General features: G+C 58.9%; 19 protein-coding genes. 16 read left to right on the forward strand and 3 right to left on the reverse strand.

Annotated elements, in window-relative coordinates; translation table 11 throughout:
• The first annotated feature begins 6 nt into the window (after window positions 1–6).
• The 14 genes from CPA42_RS06165 to CPA42_RS06230 all read left to right on the forward strand — a co-directional run bounded on the left by CPA42_RS06165 (window position 7) and on the right by CPA42_RS06230 (window position 13,834).
• Window positions 7–1,137 (forward strand): histidinol-phosphate transaminase, encoded by a 1,131-nt coding sequence (locus CPA42_RS06165; RefSeq protein ID WP_002518951.1) that lies wholly within the window; start codon window positions 7–9, stop codon window positions 1,135–1,137.
• Window positions 1,134–1,754 (forward strand): imidazoleglycerol-phosphate dehydratase HisB, encoded by a 621-nt coding sequence (gene hisB, locus CPA42_RS06170; protein ID WP_002516582.1) that lies wholly within the window; start codon window positions 1,134–1,136, stop codon window positions 1,752–1,754. Before CPA42_RS06165 ends, hisB begins: the two co-directional genes overlap by 4 nt.
• Complete coding sequence (gene hisH / locus CPA42_RS06175) at window positions 1,747–2,364, forward strand: imidazole glycerol phosphate synthase subunit HisH (RefSeq protein WP_002516575.1); 618 nt, start codon at window positions 1,747–1,749, stop codon at window positions 2,362–2,364. Before hisB ends, hisH begins: the two co-directional genes overlap by 8 nt.
• A 12-nt stretch (window positions 2,365–2,376) precedes the next feature.
• A complete protein-coding gene (gene priA, locus CPA42_RS06180; RefSeq protein ID WP_002516577.1) occupies window positions 2,377–3,144 on the forward strand; it encodes a bifunctional 1-(5-phosphoribosyl)-5-((5-phosphoribosylamino)methylideneamino)imidazole-4-carboxamide isomerase/phosphoribosylanthranilate isomerase PriA in 768 nt (255 codons plus the stop codon).
• A 149-nt stretch (window positions 3,145–3,293) separates the two neighbouring features.
• On the forward strand, window positions 3,294–4,088 hold the full coding sequence (locus CPA42_RS06185; protein WP_002516621.1) for a YebC/PmpR family DNA-binding transcriptional regulator: 795 nt from the start codon (window positions 3,294–3,296) through the stop codon (window positions 4,086–4,088).
• A gap of 41 nt (window positions 4,089–4,129) precedes the next feature.
• Window positions 4,130–4,675: a crossover junction endodeoxyribonuclease RuvC gene (gene ruvC, locus CPA42_RS06190; protein WP_002516591.1), complete on the forward strand. Its 546-nt coding sequence runs from the start codon at window positions 4,130–4,132 to the stop codon at window positions 4,673–4,675.
• The gene (ruvA, locus tag CPA42_RS06195) at window positions 4,672–5,277 is read left to right on the forward strand and encodes a Holliday junction branch migration protein RuvA (protein WP_002516588.1); all 606 of its coding nucleotides are present in this window, start codon (window positions 4,672–4,674) and stop codon (window positions 5,275–5,277) included. The genes ruvC and ruvA overlap by 4 nt, the downstream gene beginning before the upstream one ends.
• 47 nt (window positions 5,278–5,324) lie before the next feature.
• Entirely contained in the window at window positions 5,325–6,353 is a 1,029-nt protein-coding gene (gene ruvB, locus CPA42_RS06200) for a Holliday junction branch migration DNA helicase RuvB (RefSeq protein WP_002518948.1), read from the forward strand.
• 24 nt (window positions 6,354–6,377) lie between these two features.
• Window positions 6,378–6,845, forward strand: coding sequence for a preprotein translocase subunit YajC (gene yajC / locus CPA42_RS06205; protein WP_002518947.1), 468 nt, complete (start codon window positions 6,378–6,380; stop codon window positions 6,843–6,845).
• Between the two features lie 72 nt (window positions 6,846–6,917).
• Window positions 6,918–8,576 (forward strand): protein translocase subunit SecD, encoded by a 1,659-nt coding sequence (gene secD / locus CPA42_RS06210; RefSeq protein WP_002516599.1) that lies wholly within the window; start codon window positions 6,918–6,920, stop codon window positions 8,574–8,576.
• A gap of 1 nt (window position 8,577) precedes the next feature.
• Window positions 8,578–9,753, forward strand: a complete 1,176-nt coding sequence (secF, locus tag CPA42_RS06215) for a protein translocase subunit SecF (RefSeq protein ID WP_002516609.1) — start codon at window positions 8,578–8,580, stop codon at window positions 9,751–9,753.
• The gene (locus tag CPA42_RS06220; RefSeq protein ID WP_002516613.1) at window positions 9,750–10,283 is read left to right on the forward strand and encodes an adenine phosphoribosyltransferase; all 534 of its coding nucleotides are present in this window, start codon (window positions 9,750–9,752) and stop codon (window positions 10,281–10,283) included. Before secF ends, CPA42_RS06220 begins: the two co-directional genes overlap by 4 nt.
• Before the next feature lie 2 nt (window positions 10,284–10,285).
• Window positions 10,286–11,380: a potassium channel family protein gene (locus CPA42_RS06225; protein ID WP_002517701.1), complete on the forward strand. Its 1,095-nt coding sequence runs from the start codon at window positions 10,286–10,288 to the stop codon at window positions 11,378–11,380.
• Window positions 11,381–11,509: 129 nt separating this feature from the next.
• On the forward strand, window positions 11,510–13,834 hold the full coding sequence (locus CPA42_RS06230; RefSeq protein ID WP_002515690.1) for a RelA/SpoT family protein: 2,325 nt from the start codon (window positions 11,510–11,512) through the stop codon (window positions 13,832–13,834).
• Between the two features lie 64 nt (window positions 13,835–13,898).
• Here the strand turns inward: CPA42_RS06230 and CPA42_RS06235 are convergent, their stop codons facing one another.
• Window positions 13,899–15,197, reverse strand: a complete 1,299-nt coding sequence (locus CPA42_RS06235; protein WP_002518946.1) for a DUF349 domain-containing protein — start codon at window positions 15,195–15,197, stop codon at window positions 13,899–13,901.
• Here CPA42_RS06235 and CPA42_RS06240 point away from each other — a divergent pair.
• Both CPA42_RS06240 and hisS read left to right on the forward strand, forming a co-directional pair.
• Entirely contained in the window at window positions 15,175–15,846 is a 672-nt protein-coding gene (locus CPA42_RS06240; RefSeq protein ID WP_002551096.1) for an MBL fold metallo-hydrolase, read from the forward strand. The genes CPA42_RS06235 and CPA42_RS06240 overlap by 23 nt on opposite strands.
• 99 nt (window positions 15,847–15,945) lie before the next feature.
• A complete protein-coding gene (gene hisS, locus CPA42_RS06245) occupies window positions 15,946–17,310 on the forward strand; it encodes a histidine--tRNA ligase (protein ID WP_002518943.1) in 1,365 nt (454 codons plus the stop codon).
• A 56-nt stretch (window positions 17,311–17,366) separates the two neighbouring features.
• Here hisS and CPA42_RS06250 read toward each other — a convergent pair whose 3' ends face one another.
• Together CPA42_RS06250 and CPA42_RS06255 are read right to left on the reverse strand one after the other, a co-directional pair.
• Window positions 17,367–18,059, reverse strand: coding sequence for a DUF998 domain-containing protein (locus tag CPA42_RS06250; RefSeq protein WP_002516426.1), 693 nt, complete (start codon window positions 18,057–18,059; stop codon window positions 17,367–17,369).
• On the reverse strand, window positions 18,052–18,615 hold the full coding sequence (locus CPA42_RS06255; protein WP_002518942.1) for a GNAT family N-acetyltransferase: 564 nt from the start codon (window positions 18,613–18,615) through the stop codon (window positions 18,052–18,054). Before CPA42_RS06255 ends, CPA42_RS06250 begins: the two co-directional genes overlap by 8 nt.
• Window positions 18,616–18,633: the final 18 nt, after the last annotated feature.

Consider the following 18,633-nt stretch of genomic DNA (forward strand, 5'->3'; position numbering starts at 1 on the left):
CGTCCGGTGGCTAAGCCGGAGCCTAACTCTATCCAGTTGGCGGATCTTCCGCTGCGTTCGGAACTTGTCGGGGCACAACCATACGGGGCTCCGCAGCTTGACGTCCCGGTACGCCTGAACGTCAACGAAAATCCGTATCCGCCATCGGAGGCGGTGCGCAAGGACATGGCCAAGGCTGTTGCCAAGGCCGCCAAGAGTCTTAACCGCTACCCCGACCGGGAAGCCACCGGCCTTCGCGAGGATCTGGCCCGATATATTGGCTTCGGTATTAGCAGCTCCCAGATATGGCCTGCTAATGGCTCCAACGAGGTTATGACCCATGTTTTGCAGGCGTTTGGTGGTCCAGGACGCTCTGTGCTGACCTTCACACCGACCTACTCGATGTATCCCGAGTATGCCCGCAATACTCACACGAATTACGTCACTCGTCCTCGCAACGCCTCCTGGGGACTGACAACTGACGAGATACTGTCGGCAATCGAGGAGGTCAAGCCGGATGTCGTCTTACTGACGACGCCAAATAACCCCACCGGAACCACTATCCCGGTCGCCGTCATTGACGAGGTGTGTGCTGGCACCGACACCATTGTCGTCGTTGACGAGGCATATCAGGAGTTCACAGACGCTCCGGAGGACTCCTCGATTGCTTTGCTTCCGAAGTACGGTCGGCTCATTGTGGTGCGCACCCTATCCAAGGCCTTCGCCCTGGCAGGTGGCCGACTGGGGTACGCGGTGGCCGCACCGGCCGTCGTTGACGCGCTGCGGATGGTGCGGCTGCCCTATCATCTCTCCGACGTGTCACAGGTGGTGGCGAGAGTTTCCCTTGCTCATGCCCCTGAGATGCTTGCGCGGGTCGACGAGTTGCGTGAGACCCGCGTAAACCTGGAGGACTGGCTGCAACTGCACGGGTTGGACGTCGTTTCCTCACAGTCGAACTTCGTCCTCTTCGGCAGGTTCGCTGATCGTCACGCGGTATTCCAGGCGCTGCTTGATCGCGGCGTGCTCATCCGAGAGGTCGGACCAACTGGTTACTTGCGCGTATGCGCCGGAACTCCACGCCAGACCGACGCTTTCCGTACCGCTTTGCTTGACGTCCTTCCCACCGCTCCGCGTCTCGTCCTCGAGGAGGATCAATGACCCATCGTCGCGCTCGCGTTTACCGCGAGACCTCGGAATCCACTGTCGACGTCGCAATTGATCTCGATGGGGCGGGGGAGTCCACCATTTCTACTGGGGTTGGATTTTACGACCATATGCTGACGGCATTGTCGAAGCACTCAGGTATCGATATGACGATCACTACTTCCGGTGACGTCGAGATCGATGGTCACCACAGTATTGAAGACACGGCTATTGCTTTAGGCCAGGCTCTTGCCCAGGCCTTGGGGGATAAATGCGGTATCACGCGTTTTGGTGACGCCGTGGTTCCCCTCGACGAGGCGCTTGCCCAATGCGTTGTCGACGTTGCCGGACGACCGTGGGTGGTGTGTTCGGGTGAACCTGAGGGGCAGGCGTACGCTCGTATTGGTGGTTCTGGCGTGCCCTACCCGGGTGCGATGACCTACCACGTTGTGCAGTCCTTAGCTTTCAACGCCGGTCTGTGCGTCCACCTGCGTCTGCTGGCAGGACGCGACCCCCACCACATCTGCGAGGCCGAGTTCAAAGCGCTGGCCCGAGCGCTGAGAATTGCGATAGCACCGGATCCCCGTAATGCCGGTCGCGTCCCCAGCACTAAAGGCGCTCTCAATGTCTGATCCGGTGCGAGTCGGCATTATCGACCATGGATCAGGAAACCTTCACTCCGCTAGACGTGCATTGCGTCAGGTAGGTGCCGAAGTGATCGTTTCCAACGACCCGAGTGCCTTACTCGATACCGACGCTCTCGTCCTCCCCGGAGTGGGAGCGTTAGCGGCGTGTATGACAGGGTTGCGGGCTATGGGCGGGGCGCGTCTTGTCCGTCAATGGGTTGACGAGGGACGACCTCTGCTGGGTATCTGCGTGGGCCATCAGATGCTTTTCGAGCGAGGACGTGAACGCGACGTTGACGTCAAGTGCCTTGGTGTTCTTCCTGGTGTCGTTGAGGAGCTGCCGGCAGAGCGACTGCCCCATATAGGGTGGAACACGGTGATACCGGCCGCCGACTCAGCCTTATTTCAGGGCGTGCAAGAGAGGTTCTACTTCGTCCATTCCTATGGTGTGGTCGTTACCGGACCTCACGACCACTTCACCACTGCGACCCATCAGGGAGCCACCTTTGTCGCAGCCGCAGAGTATGGTTCGGTGACGTCCACGCAGTTCCATCCTGAAAAGTCGGGGACAGCAGGTCTCGCTCTGCTCACACGCTGGCTGAATCAGCTGAGTTGATAGCCTGATTCTGTGACCGGAGAACTCACGCTGTTTCCAGCCGTTGATGTCCAGGGCGGTCGTGCCGTCCAGCTGCAACAGGGGGTGGCCAGTTCTGAACGGGCATTTGGCGACCCTCTCGATGTCGCTCAGAAGTGGCAAGGCCTGGGAGCCCAATGGATTCACCTGGTTGACCTTGATGCTGCCTTCGGACATGGATCCAATACGAAGATCATCAGCAGCGTCGTTGAGCAGTTGGACATTAACGTTGAGGTTTCGGGTGGTATCCGAGATCAAAGGAGTCTCGAGTCCGCGTTGTCCGCTGGCGCGACCCGGGTCAATATCGGTACCGCTGCCCTCGAGGACCCTCAATGGTGTGACGAAGTCGTCGGGCGTTATGGCGAACAAGTAGCAATCGGCTTAGACGTGCGTGGCGATCAGCTGACGGCTCGTGGATGGACGCGCGAGGGCGGAAAGGTTCTCGACGTTCTGGCGCGCTTGGAGGACGCCGGGTGTAGGCGATACGTCGTTACCGACGTCGCCAGTGATGGCATGCTAACCGGCCCTAATTACGAGCTTCTGGGGCGGATTTGCGCTCGTACCCAAGGCAAAGTTGTCGCTTCAGGTGGTATTGCCACGCTGGAGGATTTGCGACGCCTGCGCGGTTTAGTCCCGATCGGTGTTGAGGGCGCGATCGTCGGGACGGCTCTGTACGTCGGCAATTTCACCTTGCCTGCGGCCTTGGATGTGTGCCGGGCCCCCATCCCGGCTGATTCATCCCCGATGCCTCCTACCGACTGAGCATCGATTTATCGTGGTTTTTCTTCCTCTGATTCGTTCTCAGACGGGGAGTGTAGACTGTCCTATTGTGTGCGTAGGCTCGTCCTGCGCCGGATGCTTAGCCCCGCTGGGCCAATAACTGCGACATTCGAGGAAGGGAGACACCGTTCATGAGCGGTCACTCCAAGTGGGCCACCACCAAGCACAAGAAGGCGGCCATTGACGCCAAGCGCGGCAAGCTTTTCGCTCGCCTGATTAAGAATATTGAGGTGGCCGCCCGCCTCGGGGGTGGAGACCCGTCGGGCAACCCGACCCTCTACGACGCCATCCAGAAGGCGAAAAAGAGCTCGGTTCCTAACGACAACATCACCCGTGCTGTGAAGCGTGGGTCTGGTGAGGGCGCTGACGCCGTCAATTACGAGACGATTATGTACGAGGCCTATGGCCCCGCTGGCGTTGCCATCCTTATCGAGTGCCTGACTGACAATCGCAATCGCGCCGTTTCTGACGTCCGCGTGGCCGTTACCCGCAACGGCGGAACCATGGCTGACGGCGGTTCTGTGCAGCGTCTGTTCCAGCGCAAGGGTGTTGTCTCGGTCTCGAAGACCTACGAGGTTGAGGAGGGCCGCAAGACAGAGACCCGTGAGGTGGATGAGGACCAGCTCATGGAGGCAACCATCGACGCTGAGCCTGAGGACATCGTTGATGAGGGCGAGGTCTTTGAGATTATTTCGGATCCGAGCGCTGTTGTTGATGTCCGTAAAGCCGTCCAGGATGCCGGTATTGATTACGACTCCGCTGAGGTGTCGTTCAAGCCAGACTTCACCCAGCGTGTCGAGCTTGAGGACGCCCGCAAGCTTTACAGGATCCTTGATGCTCTCGAAGATCTCGATGACGTCCAGAACGTGTTCTCCAACGTTGATATCCCCGCCGAGGTTGCAGCAGCTCTTGACGAGGAGGAGTGAGCATTCCAAAGTCGACCCCCGACCCGCGTGTTACAAGGGTCATGGGGGTCGACCCTGGTTTAACCCGATGCGGGGTTGGCGTCGTTGAAGGTGGGTTAGGATCGCCTCTGAAGCTCATTGCCGTGGGCGTCATTCGTACTCCTGCCGACCTCGATCATGCACACCGACTACTGCGCATCCACGACGGGCTGGAGGAATGGCGTGACCACACCCGCCCGGATGCCGTCGCTGTCGAGAAAGTGTTTGCCCAACACAACCGCAATACAGTAACTGGTACCGCTCAGGCAGCCGGAATGGCGATGATGATTGCCGCCCGGCATGGTCTTCCGGTCGCTCTTCACACTCCAAGTGAGGTTAAAGCGGCAATCTCGGGTTCAGGACGAGCCGATAAAGCCCAGGTGGGCTTCATGGTGGCACGGGTGTTGCGGCTATCGGCGCCTCCCAAGCCTGCTGATGCTGCCGACGCTGTCGCTTTGGCGATCTGCCACCTGTGGCGTGGCGGGGCGGCTCGTCGCATTGAAGCCGCTGTGGCTACGCAACGACGCGGTCGGCGTGTACCCCGTTCTTGGAAGGACCTAGCCCGGTGATTTCCCATTTTTCCGGCATGGTTAGTGCCGCTGGCCCGACGTGGGTCGTCCTTGACAATCATGGGGTTGGTATCAAGGTGCTGTGCCCTCCTGCCACAGCTGCGAGTGCTCGCATCAACCAAGATATGTCCCTGCACACCTCCCTGGTTGTGAGAGAGGAGTCCCTGACTCTTTACGGGTTCGTCGAAGCTGATGATCGCGATGCTTTTGAGCTGGTGCAAACCGCGTCGGGAGTCGGTCCCAAATTAGCTGCAGCGATTATGAGTGTCCTTGATGCTGCTCAGCTAGCCACGGCGATAACCGAAGAAGATGACGCAACTCTATGCCGCGTTCCCGGAATTGGTCGCAAGGGTGCGGCGAAAATGATCCTGGAGCTCAAGGACAAGGTCGCAGCCCTTACCCCACGTGGAGCTTCGGTGAGCGGAGCGACCCATGTGGTCGCACCGTGGCGGGAACAGGTGGCGGAAGGGCTGGTCGGCTTGGGCTGGTCGGCTAAAGACGCGGAGAAGGCCGTCGACAAGGTGGCTGCTCTCAAGGAAGCCGATCCAGCTATGACCATCGGCAACCTCATGCGAGCGGCATTGCGTAGTTTGGCGCGGTGACATGTCGGATGCCTCTGGCAGACTGATAAGAGTCGTCAGGAAGGAGAATGTCGGTGGAACGCTCGCCCGTCGATCCGTCGGCCGAACCCCCTGAAAAGGCTGAAGAAGCAGCTCTACGTCCTGGCGCGCTGGCAGAGTTCGGAGGACAACAGCGAGTCGCCGATCAACTAGGTCTGGTCCTTGCCGCGTCGAAGTCCCGTGGTACGACCCCCGACCATGTTCTGCTGTCGGGGCCGCCAGGTCTTGGGAAGACGACCTTGGCCATGATTATTGCCTCCGAAATGTCGGCACCAATCCGTATTTCCTCGGGTCCTGCCATTCAGCACGCTGGGGATCTGGCTGCGATCTTGTCCTCGTTAGTACCCGGCGAAGTGTTCTTTCTTGACGAGATCCACCGGATGTCCAAGCCTGCCGAAGAAATGCTTTACCTGGCTATGGAGGATTTCCGGGTCGACGTTGTTGTGGGTAAAGGGCCGGGAGCTACCGCGATTCCGATTGAGATCCCACCGTTCACCCTGGTGGGGGCAACAACGCGAGCTGGGCTGCTTCCGGGGCCGTTGCGTGACCGCTTCGGCTTTACTGCCCAGCTTGACTACTACGAGGTAGCTGATCTCGAACGGATCGTGACGCGATCGGCCGGGGTCATCGGAGTTGAGCTTGCTGAAGGTGCGGCACACACGATTGCGTCGCGGTCTCGCGGTACGCCCCGTATCGCGAACCGCTTGCTGCGACGGGTCCGTGACTGGGCAGACGTTCATCATGAGTCTCCTGTGACGCCGCAAGGAGCCGAGACCGCCCTTGACCTCTACGAGGTTGATCCGTTGGGTCTGGACCGCCTCGACAGGGCGGTTCTCCATGCGGTGTGTCTAAAGTTCGGGGGCGGGCCGGTAGGCTTGTCAACCCTTGCTATTAGCGTGGGGGAGGAGCCACAGACGGTTGAGGAAGTTGCTGAACCTTTCCTGGTACGACTTGGTTTTCTCATGCGCACCCCGAGGGGCCGCGTCGCTACTGATCGAGCTTGGCGACATCTCGGCCTTGAACCACCTCCCGACAGTTCCGGTGAGGGGCTGTTCTGACCACATTGACCGAGTCGGGGTAGCATGACCCCGGTCACACCCGAAGACAAGGAACGTTTTATGCCTCTTCTCGCTAGCCCGCTGGGCGGATTCATGCCCCTGCTGATCATTTTTATCGTGCTCATTGGTTTCACGTTGTGGCAGGGTAAGCGGCAGGTCAAAAAACAGCAGGAGGAGCGCGTTCAACTCGAGTCACGTCTTGAGGTTGGTACTCGCGTCGTGCTGAGCAGCGGCCTGTTCGTAACCATTACCCATATCGGGGACAAACAGGCCGTGGTTGAGCTCGCCCCGGGCGTTGAGGTGAGCGTTCTCAAGCAGGCGATTGTTCGGCCCGCTGGTGACGAGGAGGAGTTCGCGTTCGCTGACGACGTCCCGACCGAGAACTCCACGGTTCATGACGATGTCGCTACCGAATCGGCGAATGATGTGCTGACCTCTCCCGAGGCGTCGGCTGTAAATGCTCATACCTCTGACGAGCAGCCGCAGGCCTGATATCCACCAAGATCAAGGAATTTATTCGACGTGGCAACGAAAAAGCGAACACACCATCCGGGTAGAACCCTGGTGATCTTCCTGGTAATCATCATTGTCATGTACGTGCTCATGGGAGTTATGCGTACTTGGTCACCCAAGCTCGGCTTGGACCTCAGGGGAGGCACCTCCGTTACTCTGACAGCCAAGACCGAAGACGGCAAAGCTCCGTCAGCGACGAGTCTCGAGCAGGCCCGTCTCATCATCGGGCAGCGAGTGAACGCGCTCGGAGTGGGCGAGTCGTCGGTCAAGACGATGGGTGATCGCAACATCGTCGTGTCGGCCCCGAACGTCGAGAGCTCCAAGCTTGTGGAGATGGTCGGTCAGACCGCTCAACTTGGATTCCGTATGGTTTATGCAGAGGAACCAGTGAGCCAGAAGAGCCCGACCCCCGGAAAGGCAAAGCCATCTGCACCATCTGCCCTTCCTACTGTTGAGCCCAGTGCCAGCGCCTCGGCTGCCCCAGATGCGTCTGCTAGTTCCAAGGGTGGTACCACATCCAGTGCTTCGCAGTACAACGAGAAGGATCCTCAGTCGGCTGCCAAGATGGTAAAGGCTGCCGAGGAGTGGAAGCCCACGCCCGAAGATCAGAAGGCCTTCGAGGACTATAAGTGTGCGAAGTCGGTTGATTCGCCAGGTGATAAGCCACTCGTGACCTGTGATCGTGAACGCACCATGAAATATTTGTTGTCCCCGGTCGCCATTACCGGCACCCAGGTCGTCAGTGCTGATTCAGGCATCCCGCAGGGGCAGTTGTCCTACGTGGTTAACTTGAAATTCAATTCCATTGGCACCACCTCGTTCAGTGACGCTACGACATACCTGTGTTCTAAGATGAGCCCACAGAATCAGTTTGCGGTCGTCCTCGATGGTAAAGTTATCTCTTCCCCGCAGCTCAACGGCAATACCGGCACGTCCTGCCCGATTAACGGTGGCGAGGCTCAGATCTCTGGTCACTTCACCCAAAACAGCGCGGCTGATCTCGCCAACGTCTTGAAATACGGTGCTCTTCCTCTGTCGTTCGATATTTCCAGCGTCGACAACATTTCGCCCACCCTTGGGGGTGAGCAGCTTCGAGCTGGCATTATCGCTGGCATCATTGGCCTTATTCTGGTCGGCGGCTACTGCTTGCTGTACTACCGGGGCCTGGGATTGGTGACCCTCGGCTCCCTCGTCATTGCCGGTATCACTACCTACGCAGCCATGGTGTTGCTCGGCGAGGCCGTCGGATTCACCCTTTCGCTGGCTGGTATCGCCGGCGCGATCGTGGCCATCGGCGTGACAGCAGACTCCTTTATCGTTTACTTTGAACGCATCCGAGACGAGATCCGCGAGGGTCGTACACTACGTACGGCTCTTCAGACTGGTTGGGCAAAGGCCCGGGGCACGATCCTCATGGCTGACGGCGTGTCCCTATTGTCTGCCATCGTCTTGTTCGTGCTGTCTGTAGATCAGGTGAAGGGATTTGCCTTCACTCTCGGTCTGACCACAGTGATCGACCTCATTATTTGTTTCTTCTTCACCCATCCCATCGTGACCGTGTTGGGACGCACAAGGTTCTGGGGACAAGGTCGACGCGGTTCTGGCCTCGAGGCGGAGCATATGGGCGTGACTGAGAGCCAGCTGCTTGGTCGGAGAAGCAGACGATCTGCTTCAAGAGCAAAGCGCACCATCGAGTCGGAGGAGGCCTGAGATGACTGACGACATGAACGCCCAGACGTCGTCTGTTGCCACAAAGCGTCCTAGTGATGGCGCGACCGGCAAGAAGCGCAAGCGTAGCTTCACTCATGCCCTGTACACCGGTGAGATCTCCTACGGGTTTATCCAGCGCCGCAAGGTCTGGTACACCATCACTGCAGTCGTCATCATCATCTCGTTTATCGGCCTGCTAGTACGCGGTCTGAACCTCGGTATTGAGTTCAAGGGTGGCGTGCAGTTCCGAGCTCCGGCCCACGTTGCTACCTCTACTATTGACGACGTCCGAAAGTCGGTGCTGTCCTCGGGTGCTCCCGATATGGACGCAACCGAGGTCGTCAGCCTCGGCTCCGATGCTGTCCAGGTGCAGACTCGGGCTCTTAACAATGACGAAACTACGAAGGTTCAGGAGGCCATTGCTAAGGCCACCGGGACGAAGATGAGCTCGGTCACCTACTCTAAGGTCGGCAGTCAGTGGGGTGAGCAGATCACCGGCAAGGCCATTAAGGCGTTGGTCGTATTCCTGGTCTTGGTGATGCTGCAGATTTGGGCCTATTTCCGGCATTGGAAGATGTCTATTGCTGCTTTGGTGGCCCTTTTACACGATCTCATCGTCACCATCGGTATCTATGCGTTGGTTGGATTCACGGTTTCACCGTCAACAGTCATTGGTGTGCTAACGATTCTGGGCTATTCGTTGTACGACACCGTCGTGGTCTTCGACAAGGTGCGCGAGAACGTCCAGGACATCGACAAGCGTGATTACACCTTTGCTGAGGGCGCTAACCGAGCCGTCAACCAGGTGCTGGTGCGGTCTATTAACACCACCATCGTGGGCGTGCTACCTGTCGCCGCGCTGCTCTTCGCTGGTGCCTTTGTGCTGGGGTCCGGGCCGCTCGAAGACCTTGGTCTGGCCCTGTTCGTCGGAATGATCGTTGGTGCCTACTCTTCGATCTTCATTGCAACCCCGGTGTTTACCCAATTGCGTGAGCACGAGCCAGCCATGAAAGAGCACACCGCGCGTGTTTTGCGTCGTCGTGAGCGGGCCGCTCAGAAGGCACCACGGGTAACCGGTGAGACCGTTGCCGCGGAAGGTCCACGCGACGTTACGACTATCACCGGGAGCGATCGTCACCAGCCACGTCGTTCTACCCGTGCCGAGAGGAAGAAATGACCTACTGTAAGGACCTCATTGCCAGCCTGATCCGGGATGTCCCGGACTTTCCGGAGCCCGGGGTCACTTTTAAGGACATCACTCCGCTACTGGCAAATCCCAATGGCTATGCGGCTGCGATCTCTGAACTCGTAGACACTGCTTCTCGTGACGTGGACGTCGTCCTCGGTATGGAGGCACGTGGATTCATGTTCGCCGGGCCGGTAGCTCTCTCCCTCGGAGCCGGATTTGTTCCTGTCCGCAAACCCGGGAAACTTCCTGGTGACGTCTACTCTCAGTCATTCGTGCTGGAGTACGGCTCTGCGACCCTGACAGTCCATCAGGATGCGGTGCAGCCCGGTTCCAAGGTGCTCATCGTCGATGACGTCCTCGCGACAGCCGGCACAGTTCGCGCTACGGCCTCCCTCGTGGAGCAGTTGGGCGCAGAACTGGTTGGTGTATCGGTACTCATAGAGCTGTCGGCGCTGGGCGGTCGCGAGAAACTCGATCGCGCCGGAATCGGTCCTGTCAACGCAGTTCTCACAATCTGATCATGGTCTCGGAATCACCCGAATCCTCGGGGCGCCATAGCGTCTTCGAACAGACCGCTCTGGTCAAGCTTCCATTCAAAGCGACTGAACCTTTTTGGGAGCTGGTTAAGCGGTTGGCCTGGTCGGCGGTATTGCTGCTGATCAGTACGTTGATTGTGTGGGTCGATCGAGACTCGTATGTTGATTCCACCGCTGGAGACGGCGTCTCGCTCATTGACGCCTTTTACTATTCAACGGTCACCGTCACCACCACGGGTTACGGTGACATCACCCCAGTCGCGCCGCATGCGCGGCTCATTAACGCCCTCATCATCACGCCGCTACGCATCACTTTCCTGGTGCTGTTAGTTGGTACCACCCTTGAGATGCTGGCCAATGAGGGGCGACGCGGCCTGCTCGATAGTGCTTGGAGGAAGCGTATGAGGAATCACACCGTCGTCATTGGGTATGGCACGAAAGGTCGAAGCGCGGTCAATACGTTGCGTAACCACGATGTCCCCGTCGAGAAGATCGTCGTCATTGATTCCCGCCCCTCTGCTGTAGCTGAGGCCAACCGGTCTGGGCTGGCCGCCTTCGAGGGAGACGCCACTCGCCGTGATCTCTTGAGGCGAGCTGAGATTAGTAAGGCGCGGGAGGTCGTCATTACCCTCAACCGAGACGACTCGGCGATTCTGACGACGCTGACGGTGCGCCAGCTCAACCCGCGTTGTCACATCGTTGTTTCCGGTCGAGAGGACGAGAACCTCCCGTTGCTGCGCGAATCTGGTGCCGACGCTGTCGTCACATCTGCTGACGCGGTGGGACGATTGCTTGGGCTGTCGTCGGTTAACCCGTACGTTGGCACCGTCGTAGACGATTTGTTATCCAGTTCCAAGGGCATGGAAGTCGTTCAGCGAATGGTCTCCGAGAGCGAGGTGGGCGCACGTCCAGCCGATATTCAAAACGAACGGGTGCTAGCCGTCATTCGAAACGACGTGCTGCGCAACTTCTACGATCCTTCGGTGGGTCAGCTGCAGGCCGGTGACGTCATCGTGGTCGTGCGCAAAGCGGTTCCACGTCGCCATGAATCACAAACTGAAAGCGACCTGGTGCGCTGAGAACAGCGCTAGAGGACTGACTTTGCTGTCAGCGCTGGTTGCACCTAGCCCTCGGGCAGCACACTCAACCGACACTGAGACGCGGCATACCACTAGAATGAGAGGTCTAGCTTGCCAGGAGGTGACGCGATGACCGACGATAGCGTCTATGGCCCGTACGGTTCGGGCAAGGGAACCCTGGGCAAGCCGAAGCCCGGCCAACAGCGTCCCCAGCCCCGTATGCGGATGCGCGAGCGCATTGTCCGGTGGGGGACGCCGAAACCACCAGCACCGACGCAAAGCGTCACGGATCCCTTAATTTCGGTAGTGCTGGCCAACCACCCCAAGGCCGACACCGCTATCATCGAGCGGGCATATCGCACTGCTGAGCATTACCACCGCGGACAGTCTCGTAAGTCTGGTGACCCCTACATCACACATCCACTTGCAGTGACGATGATCCTCGCTGAGCTTGGCATGGACGAGCGGACTCTATGCGCCGGCCTCCTGCACGACACCGTCGAAGACACGTCCTACACCAACGAACAGCTCACTGCTGATTTCGGTGAAGAAATCGCCCTTCTCGTCGATGGGGTCACTAAGCTCGACAAAGTCCAATATGGGGATTCTGCGAAAGCTGAGACCATTCGCAAGATGGTCATCGCGATGAGCCGAGATATTCGGGTTCTCGTCATCAAGCTGGCAGATCGGCTGCATAATATGCGCACGTTAGGGTTTCTACGTCCCGATAAGCAAAACCGTATTGCCAAGGAAACCCTCGAGATTTTCGCCCCGCTAGCTCACCGCCTTGGGATGAATGCCATCAAGTGGGAGCTGGAAGACCTGTGCTTCTCCACCCTTAACCCGAAGCTCTACGACGAGATCGTCCATATGGTTGCGGAGCGGGCTCCGCAACGGGAAGCCCAACTCAAAGATGTCATCACAATCGTTCGTCAGGACCTTGACGAAGCAGGCATCAAGGCCATCGTCTACGGACGACCGAAGCATTACTACTCGATCTATCAAAAGATGGTGGTACGGGGCCGGGATTTCTCTGACATCTACGACCTCACCGGTCTGCGCATCCTTGTCGACACTCCACGCGATTGTTACGCAGCCCTCGGTGTCATGCACGTGCGATGGAACCCTCTTCCGGGTCGGTTTAAGGACTACATCGCGATGCCCAAGTACAACATGTACCAGTCTTTGCACACCACGGTGTTGGGGCCGGGCGGCCAGCCGGTCGAGTTGCAGATCCGCACTCACGAGATGCACCGGCGTGCTGAGTATGGTGTAGCAGCCCACTGGAAGTATAAGGAAAACCCCAATGCTGTCGGTCGGGGGATTCAGCCTGACGGCACAGATCTTTCGTGGGTGCAGTCTCTCAACCAGTGGTCCAAGGAGGAATCTGATCCCAGCGAGTTCCTGGACTCGCTGCGCTTCGAGATTAACTCTCGCGAGGTGTATGTCTTTACCCCCAAGGGCGATGTTATGAGCCTTCCTCAGGGCGCCACTCCGGTTGACTTCGCCTATGCCGTCCATACCGAGGTTGGTCACCGCTGTATTGGCGCCAGGGTGAACGGCAAACTTGTCACCCTCGATACCAAACTTAACAACGGCGACGTCATCGATATCCTCACGTCGAACGCGCCTGATGCGAGTCCCAGTCGTGACTGGCTGGGGTTCATCGCTTCTCCCCGTGCTCGTTCCAAGATTAAGTCTTACTTCACTAAGGAGCGCCGCGAGGAGTCCATTGAAGCCGGCAAGGACGCTATCGCAAAGCAGCTACGTCAAGCCGGTGTGCCGTTACAGTCGTTGCTAACTGTCGAATACCTCACCGCGGTGGCCGACGACCTCCGGGTGCCCGGCATCAACGCCTTGTATGCGGCGGTAGGAGAGCACAACGCCAGCGCCCAGTCCGTCGTCGAGAAGCTCATCGCGTTGGGTGGCGGCCCGGAAGAGGCTACCGCTGACGTCGAGGAAGAACTGGCGGTTGGCGTCAAGGCGCCGCGTCGTCGTCGCAGTAGCGAAACTGGGGTTATGGTCGACGGCGACCCGGATATGCTCGTCAAGCTGGCTCGGTGCTGTACCCCGCTGCCCGGCGATCCCATCATGGGGTTCGTGACGCGCTATGACGGGGTTTCAGTACATCGAACGGATTGCTCCAATGCCAAGAATCTTCTTGAGCACCCGGAGCGCATCGTTTCGGTGTCGTGGTCTGATGATCGGCAAGAGAGCTATCAGGTCACTATCCAGGTGGAAGGCCTTGATCGTGCCGGTTTGTTGGTCGATACCTTTCGGGTTTTCGCCGAGCAGGGGGTAAGCGTCATTTCAGCCAATATGAGTACCTCAAAGTCTCATCTCGCTCGATTGCGGCTTACCTTCGAAGCCCCCGATCCGACTCACCTCAAGCACCTTACTGAGTCGATTCGTCGAATCTCGGGAGTTTACGACGTCTTCCGTGTAAAGTCTTGAAGGTTGCCCAGAACACCAACGGCCCCGGATCTGGGAAGTGTTCCGAGGCCGTCAGCGGTGACCATCAGGCGCTAAACTCGTCGAGTGCCTTCTGAGCCTCGTCGAGCCAGGTCTGGTAGGTCTTGATCGATTCGCGAGCCTTGTCGGCATCCTTAGTACGACCAGCGGCCTCAGCTTTCTCGACCTGGGCGTTCAGCTTGTCGATGTGGGCGCTGAACATATCGACGGTGGCGCGAGCACGTTCGCGAGCCTGCGGATCGGTGCGTTTCCATTCGGCTTCCTCAGCGGAGTGGACCTGACGCTCCAAGTCACGGACGCGGGCGTCAATACGTTTCATGGCGTCGCGAGGAACTCGACCAACCTCATTGAATTTTTCGAGGAATGCGCGGAGCTTGACCTTGGCCTCTTCAATGTCCTTGACGGGCAGAATATCCTTTTCTGCTTCGTCAAGGAGCTGCTCTTTGACCTCCTGGTTACCGCGGTATTCTTCGTCCTGCTGGCTTTGAGCCGCGGTGCGGGCATCGAAGAACGTGTCCTGGATAGCGCGGAACTCCTTCCAGAGCTTGTCATCGACATCGCGGGGAGCAGGTCCGGCGGCCTTCCATCGGTTCATGAGGTCGCGGAACTGGCGAGAGGTCTCGCCCCAGGCGGTCGACTCGGCCAGCGGACGAGCCTCCTCAATGATGTGCTCCTTGACGACGCGGGCGCGCTCGCGCAGGTGGTTCTGCTCAGCCATGTGCTGCTTGCGACGACGGGTAAATGCGGTGCGAGCACCGGAAAAACGGTGCCACAACTCGTCGTCAGTCGTCTTGTCGATACGGGGGAGAAGGCGCCACTGGTCAAGTAGATCGCGAAACTTTCCAATGCCACCACGCCAGTCACTGCCAGCAGCAATAGCCTCTGCCTGGGCTACCATTTCCTCCTTAGCTTGCTTGGCGCGGGCCTTAGCTTCAGCGCGCTCCTCACGGCGGGTCTCCGCCTTGGCGTCAATAGTGGGGGTCAATGCCTCCACTCGGGCTGCGAGAGATTCCAGATCGCCAACGGCATTGGCCTCACGGATAGATGTGACGAGTTTACTGGCGGCCGACCGTGCCTCCTCCGGCGAGGCGGTGCCCGAGCTCACTCGTGATTCCAGCAGCGACACCTCGGTCTCGAGGGCGCGATAGCGGCGCACGAAGAATTCAAGGGCTTCCTCGCTAGTGGAGTCCGGCACCTGGCCGACAGACCTCTCCCCGTCACTAGTTCGGACGTAAACGGTGCCGTCATCATCGACGCGGCCGAAGGACTGCGGAGCTTGTGCGTGACTCATACGCCCCATCTTGCCCGATAAACTGCCAAACGTGTTCATCGCGTCCTTTATCACAGGTCCTTTTCAGACCAATTGCTATCTGTTAGCGCGCGAACAGGGGTCTGAGTGCGTCATCGTCGATCCCGGTATGGGCGCTGAAGAGTTCCTTGGTGATGCCCTGAGAACCCATCATCTCGTTCCAGTGGCGATCGCTGTGACCCACGGCCACATCGACCATATTGGTTCTGCTCGACAGGTCGGGGACGAGTACGGCATCCCGGTGCTGTGCCCTCGTGACGACCGTCACCTGCTCAGCGACCCGATGGCCGGGCTCTCCGACTTCGCCCGCCCGCTTATCGAACAGTGGTATGGGTCGACGACCCTGCGTGAGCCAGAACAAGTCGTCGACGTCGAGCCCTTCTCCCATCACCAGTTCGCCAACCTCGACCTGGAGTTCTTGCATGCACCGGGCCACACCCCGGGTTGTTCCATGATTCGTACGATCGACGCCGAGTTCGGTCCCATCGTCATGTCAGGAGACGTCGTTTTTGCCGGATCTATCGGACGTACTGACATGCCAGGCGGCGACCCTGCCCAGATGTCACACAGCCTCTCCGACGTCGTGTGGTCCCTGGATGATTCCACTTATGTGCTGCCCGGACACGGCGGACCAACGACGATGGCCAATGAACGTCTGACCAATCCGTTCTTGGGGCGCCGCTAGGCCTCACCGCATGCGAATGCACCCGATCGCCCTCAGACTGGCACAATAAAGGCTGCGGGGTGACCCGCTGTTGTACTCAACTTTTCGAAGGATTTCCTCATGGCCCGTCTCAAGCCCCTGTCCGGTTTTCCCGAGTTCCTGCCCTCAGGACAGATGGTAGAGAACCATGTGACCCGGATTCTTGAGGAGACCTTCGAGCTTCATGGCTTCGCACCGATTCGTACTCGCGCCGTCGAGCCGATGGAACAGCTCACTCGCAAGGGAGAGATCGACAAAGAAGTCTACGTCGTCGACCGGCTGCACGCCGACTCGCACGACACGCGTTCCGGGAAGGATCGCCTTGGCCTGCACTTCGACCTGACCGTCCCGTTTGCACGTTACGTACTGGAGAATGCTGGACATCTGTATTTCCCGTTTCGCCGGTACCAGATTCAGAAAGTGTGGCGTGGCGAGCGTCCGCAGGAGGGTCGCTACCGCGAGTTCACCCAGGCCGATATCGACATTGTTGGCGACCAGACCCTTGCGGAGCACCACGATGTCGAAACCCCGCTAGTGATGCTGTCAGCCCTTGAACGACTGCACACTGAGCTGGGATTTCCGACCGTTACGATGCACGTCAACAACCGCAAGCTCTCCGAAGGGTTCTATCGCGGGCTCGGCATCGCCGATCCGATGGCGGTGCTACAGCGGGTCGACAAGTACGACAAGATTGGCCCGGACGCCGTCCGCAAACTGCTTGTCGACGAGTTGAACCTTTCTGATGACGCCGCGGCTAAGTGCGTCGCTCTGGCCTCGATTCAGTCGGTGGACGACTCCTTTATTGCCAAGGTACGCGAGTTGGGGGTGGCCAATGACATGCTCGAAGAGGGCCTGGACTCCCTCAACCGGGTAGTTGCTGCCGTTAATAAGGCGGTTCCCGGACGCATGGTTGCCAACCTCAAAATCGCGCGCGGGCTCGACTACTACACCGGAACCGTCTACGAAACTGAGCTCACCGGTCACGAGTCGATGGGTTCAGTCTGCTCGGGAGGTCGTTATGAGTCCCTTGCCTCCGATGGTAAACATGTCTACCCGGGTGTGGGCATCTCTCTGGGCCTCACCCGTTTGCTGGCGCCGATCCTTTCCCGCGGCGAGCTGTCTTCCTCACGTTCGGTTCCTTCGGCGGTTCTCGTTGCCGTTAATACTGAGGAGGATCGCGCTACTTCGGAGGTCATCGCTTCCGCATTGCGTTCCCGCGGCATCCCATGCGAGGTAGCTCCGAAGGCTGACAAGTTCGGGAAGCAGATCAAGCATGCTGATCGTCGCGGCATACCATTTGTGTGGTTCCCAGGCGTCAAACACGCCGACTACCGTGACGCCGACACCGTCAAGGACATTCGGTCGGGCGATCAGGTTGAGGCTGATGCTGGGGCGTGGAACCCGCCTACCGAAGACCTTCATCCCGGTGTGATCGGTACCTGGTGACCTCAGGCCAGGATGGCTCCCAGTAAACCTGGGACCTTACGACCGCGTGAGGGAACTCAGCAGGAGCGCGCGCGATCTTGAACACGCGCCGTGACGATGTCATCAGCAGCGAGAATGAGCCACCACAGCGTTCCCAGTCCCAAGCTGAATCGCTGCCAGATTCCCGTGTAGTCCATCGGTGTGCCGACAAACCAACCTACGGCACCGATGCCGTTGAGGAGGGTAAAAACCACCCAAGCCCACGTCACCACAAGGCCGAATCCGCGGAATCTCGTCATGGTCGAGTTGAGCAGCAGGATCGGTAGCGCGAATCCGACGACGACAATCGTCGAGGTCCCGACGTGGACTATGTGGTTCACACTGACGTGTCCGGCCTCTTCAGCAGCCATGCACGCTTGGGAACGAGTGGGAGAGCAGTCCATCGTAACCAGGGCATCGAGGACACTGAAGAACCCTCCTGCAACGAAGCCGACTCCCGACCATCCCTGACGTCCGAGGGGGCGGTGTCGGGCCCACACGAGAGTTGCCAGACCTGCCAGACACAGCAATGTCCCCATGATGACATCGGTGGTCTGGAAGAGGTAACGCCACGGCTGATCACGCGCCGAATACTCCGAAACGAATGCGTGCAGCTGGCTCATGGCCGGGTTGAGCACTCCCGCGAAGGCCCAGGTAAGCGAGGCAAGCGAGGCGAGGACGAGGAAGGTAGCGCGCCAGCGTCGGCAGGTCACCTCACGACGATCAGTCATCAGCCTGCTGGCCTCTCCATTCGCTGCGCAGCAGGCCATGGTACTGGGAGTCTCGTGGGCCGCACGAACCGATCACGCAGGCTCGCCGCAACCCTTCGGTGACCATTCCCGCCTTCTCCATTACTCTCCCGGAGGCAATGTTCGCCGGATCGTGGCGAGCCTCAACCTTGTTGACCTTGGCGATGTCGAACAAGTAAGACATCACCGCTTTGACCGTTTCGGTCGCGTAGCCATGATTCCACCAGCGTCTGCCAAAGCAGTAGCCCAGCTCGGCGAGGTTGACTCTCCTATCAACGTTGACCACAGCAATCTGGCCGATGATGACCTCGTCCAGCCACACTGCCCAATTGAAGGTGGCGGGGTCGTCGTAGCCGCGTACCCAACCGGTCAGCAGCAACCGGGTCGCGTCGACGTTGGGATGCGGCGGCCAGGTCACAAACCGGGTGGCCTCGGTGTCACTAGCCAAGTTGTCGTACATCTGTTGGGCGTCGTCAACTGACCATCGGCGGAGCACCAGCCGATCAGTGTGGATCGGACGTGTGCCAACCAGTTTCATGACGGTGACAATAGCACC

It is taken from the genome of Cutibacterium acnes (genome assembly GCF_003030305.1).
GTDB lineage: Bacteria > Actinomycetota > Actinomycetes > Propionibacteriales > Propionibacteriaceae > Cutibacterium > Cutibacterium acnes.

What these genes read in the sequence shown, in the direction of transcription:
- CPA42_RS06220 (WP_002516613.1), top strand. Translation starts at nt 9,750, where the DNA reads ATGACCTACTGTAAGGACCTCATTGCCAGCCTGATCCGGGATGTCCCG.
- CPA42_RS06255 (WP_002518942.1), bottom strand. Translation starts at nt 18,615, where the DNA reads ATGAAACTGGTTGGCACACGTCCGATCCACACTGATCGGCTGGTGCTC.
- CPA42_RS06185 (WP_002516621.1), top strand. Translation starts at nt 3,294, where the DNA reads ATGAGCGGTCACTCCAAGTGGGCCACCACCAAGCACAAGAAGGCGGCC.
- CPA42_RS06250 (WP_002516426.1), bottom strand. Translation starts at nt 18,059, where the DNA reads ATGACTGATCGTCGTGAGGTGACCTGCCGACGCTGGCGCGCTACCTTC.
- CPA42_RS06225 (WP_002517701.1), top strand. Translation starts at nt 10,286, where the DNA reads ATGGTCTCGGAATCACCCGAATCCTCGGGGCGCCATAGCGTCTTCGAA.
- ruvC (WP_002516591.1), top strand. Translation starts at nt 4,130, where the DNA reads ATGGGGGTCGACCCTGGTTTAACCCGATGCGGGGTTGGCGTCGTTGAA.
- secF (WP_002516609.1), top strand. Translation starts at nt 8,578, where the DNA reads ATGACTGACGACATGAACGCCCAGACGTCGTCTGTTGCCACAAAGCGT.
- hisH (WP_002516575.1), top strand. Translation starts at nt 1,747, where the DNA reads ATGTCTGATCCGGTGCGAGTCGGCATTATCGACCATGGATCAGGAAAC.
- ruvB (WP_002518948.1), top strand. Translation starts at nt 5,325, where the DNA reads ATGTCGGTGGAACGCTCGCCCGTCGATCCGTCGGCCGAACCCCCTGAA.
- CPA42_RS06230 (WP_002515690.1), top strand. Translation starts at nt 11,510, where the DNA reads ATGACCGACGATAGCGTCTATGGCCCGTACGGTTCGGGCAAGGGAACC.
- hisB (WP_002516582.1), top strand. Translation starts at nt 1,134, where the DNA reads ATGACCCATCGTCGCGCTCGCGTTTACCGCGAGACCTCGGAATCCACT.
- hisS (WP_002518943.1), top strand. Translation starts at nt 15,946, where the DNA reads ATGGCCCGTCTCAAGCCCCTGTCCGGTTTTCCCGAGTTCCTGCCCTCA.
- yajC (WP_002518947.1), top strand. Translation starts at nt 6,378, where the DNA reads ATGACCCCGGTCACACCCGAAGACAAGGAACGTTTTATGCCTCTTCTC.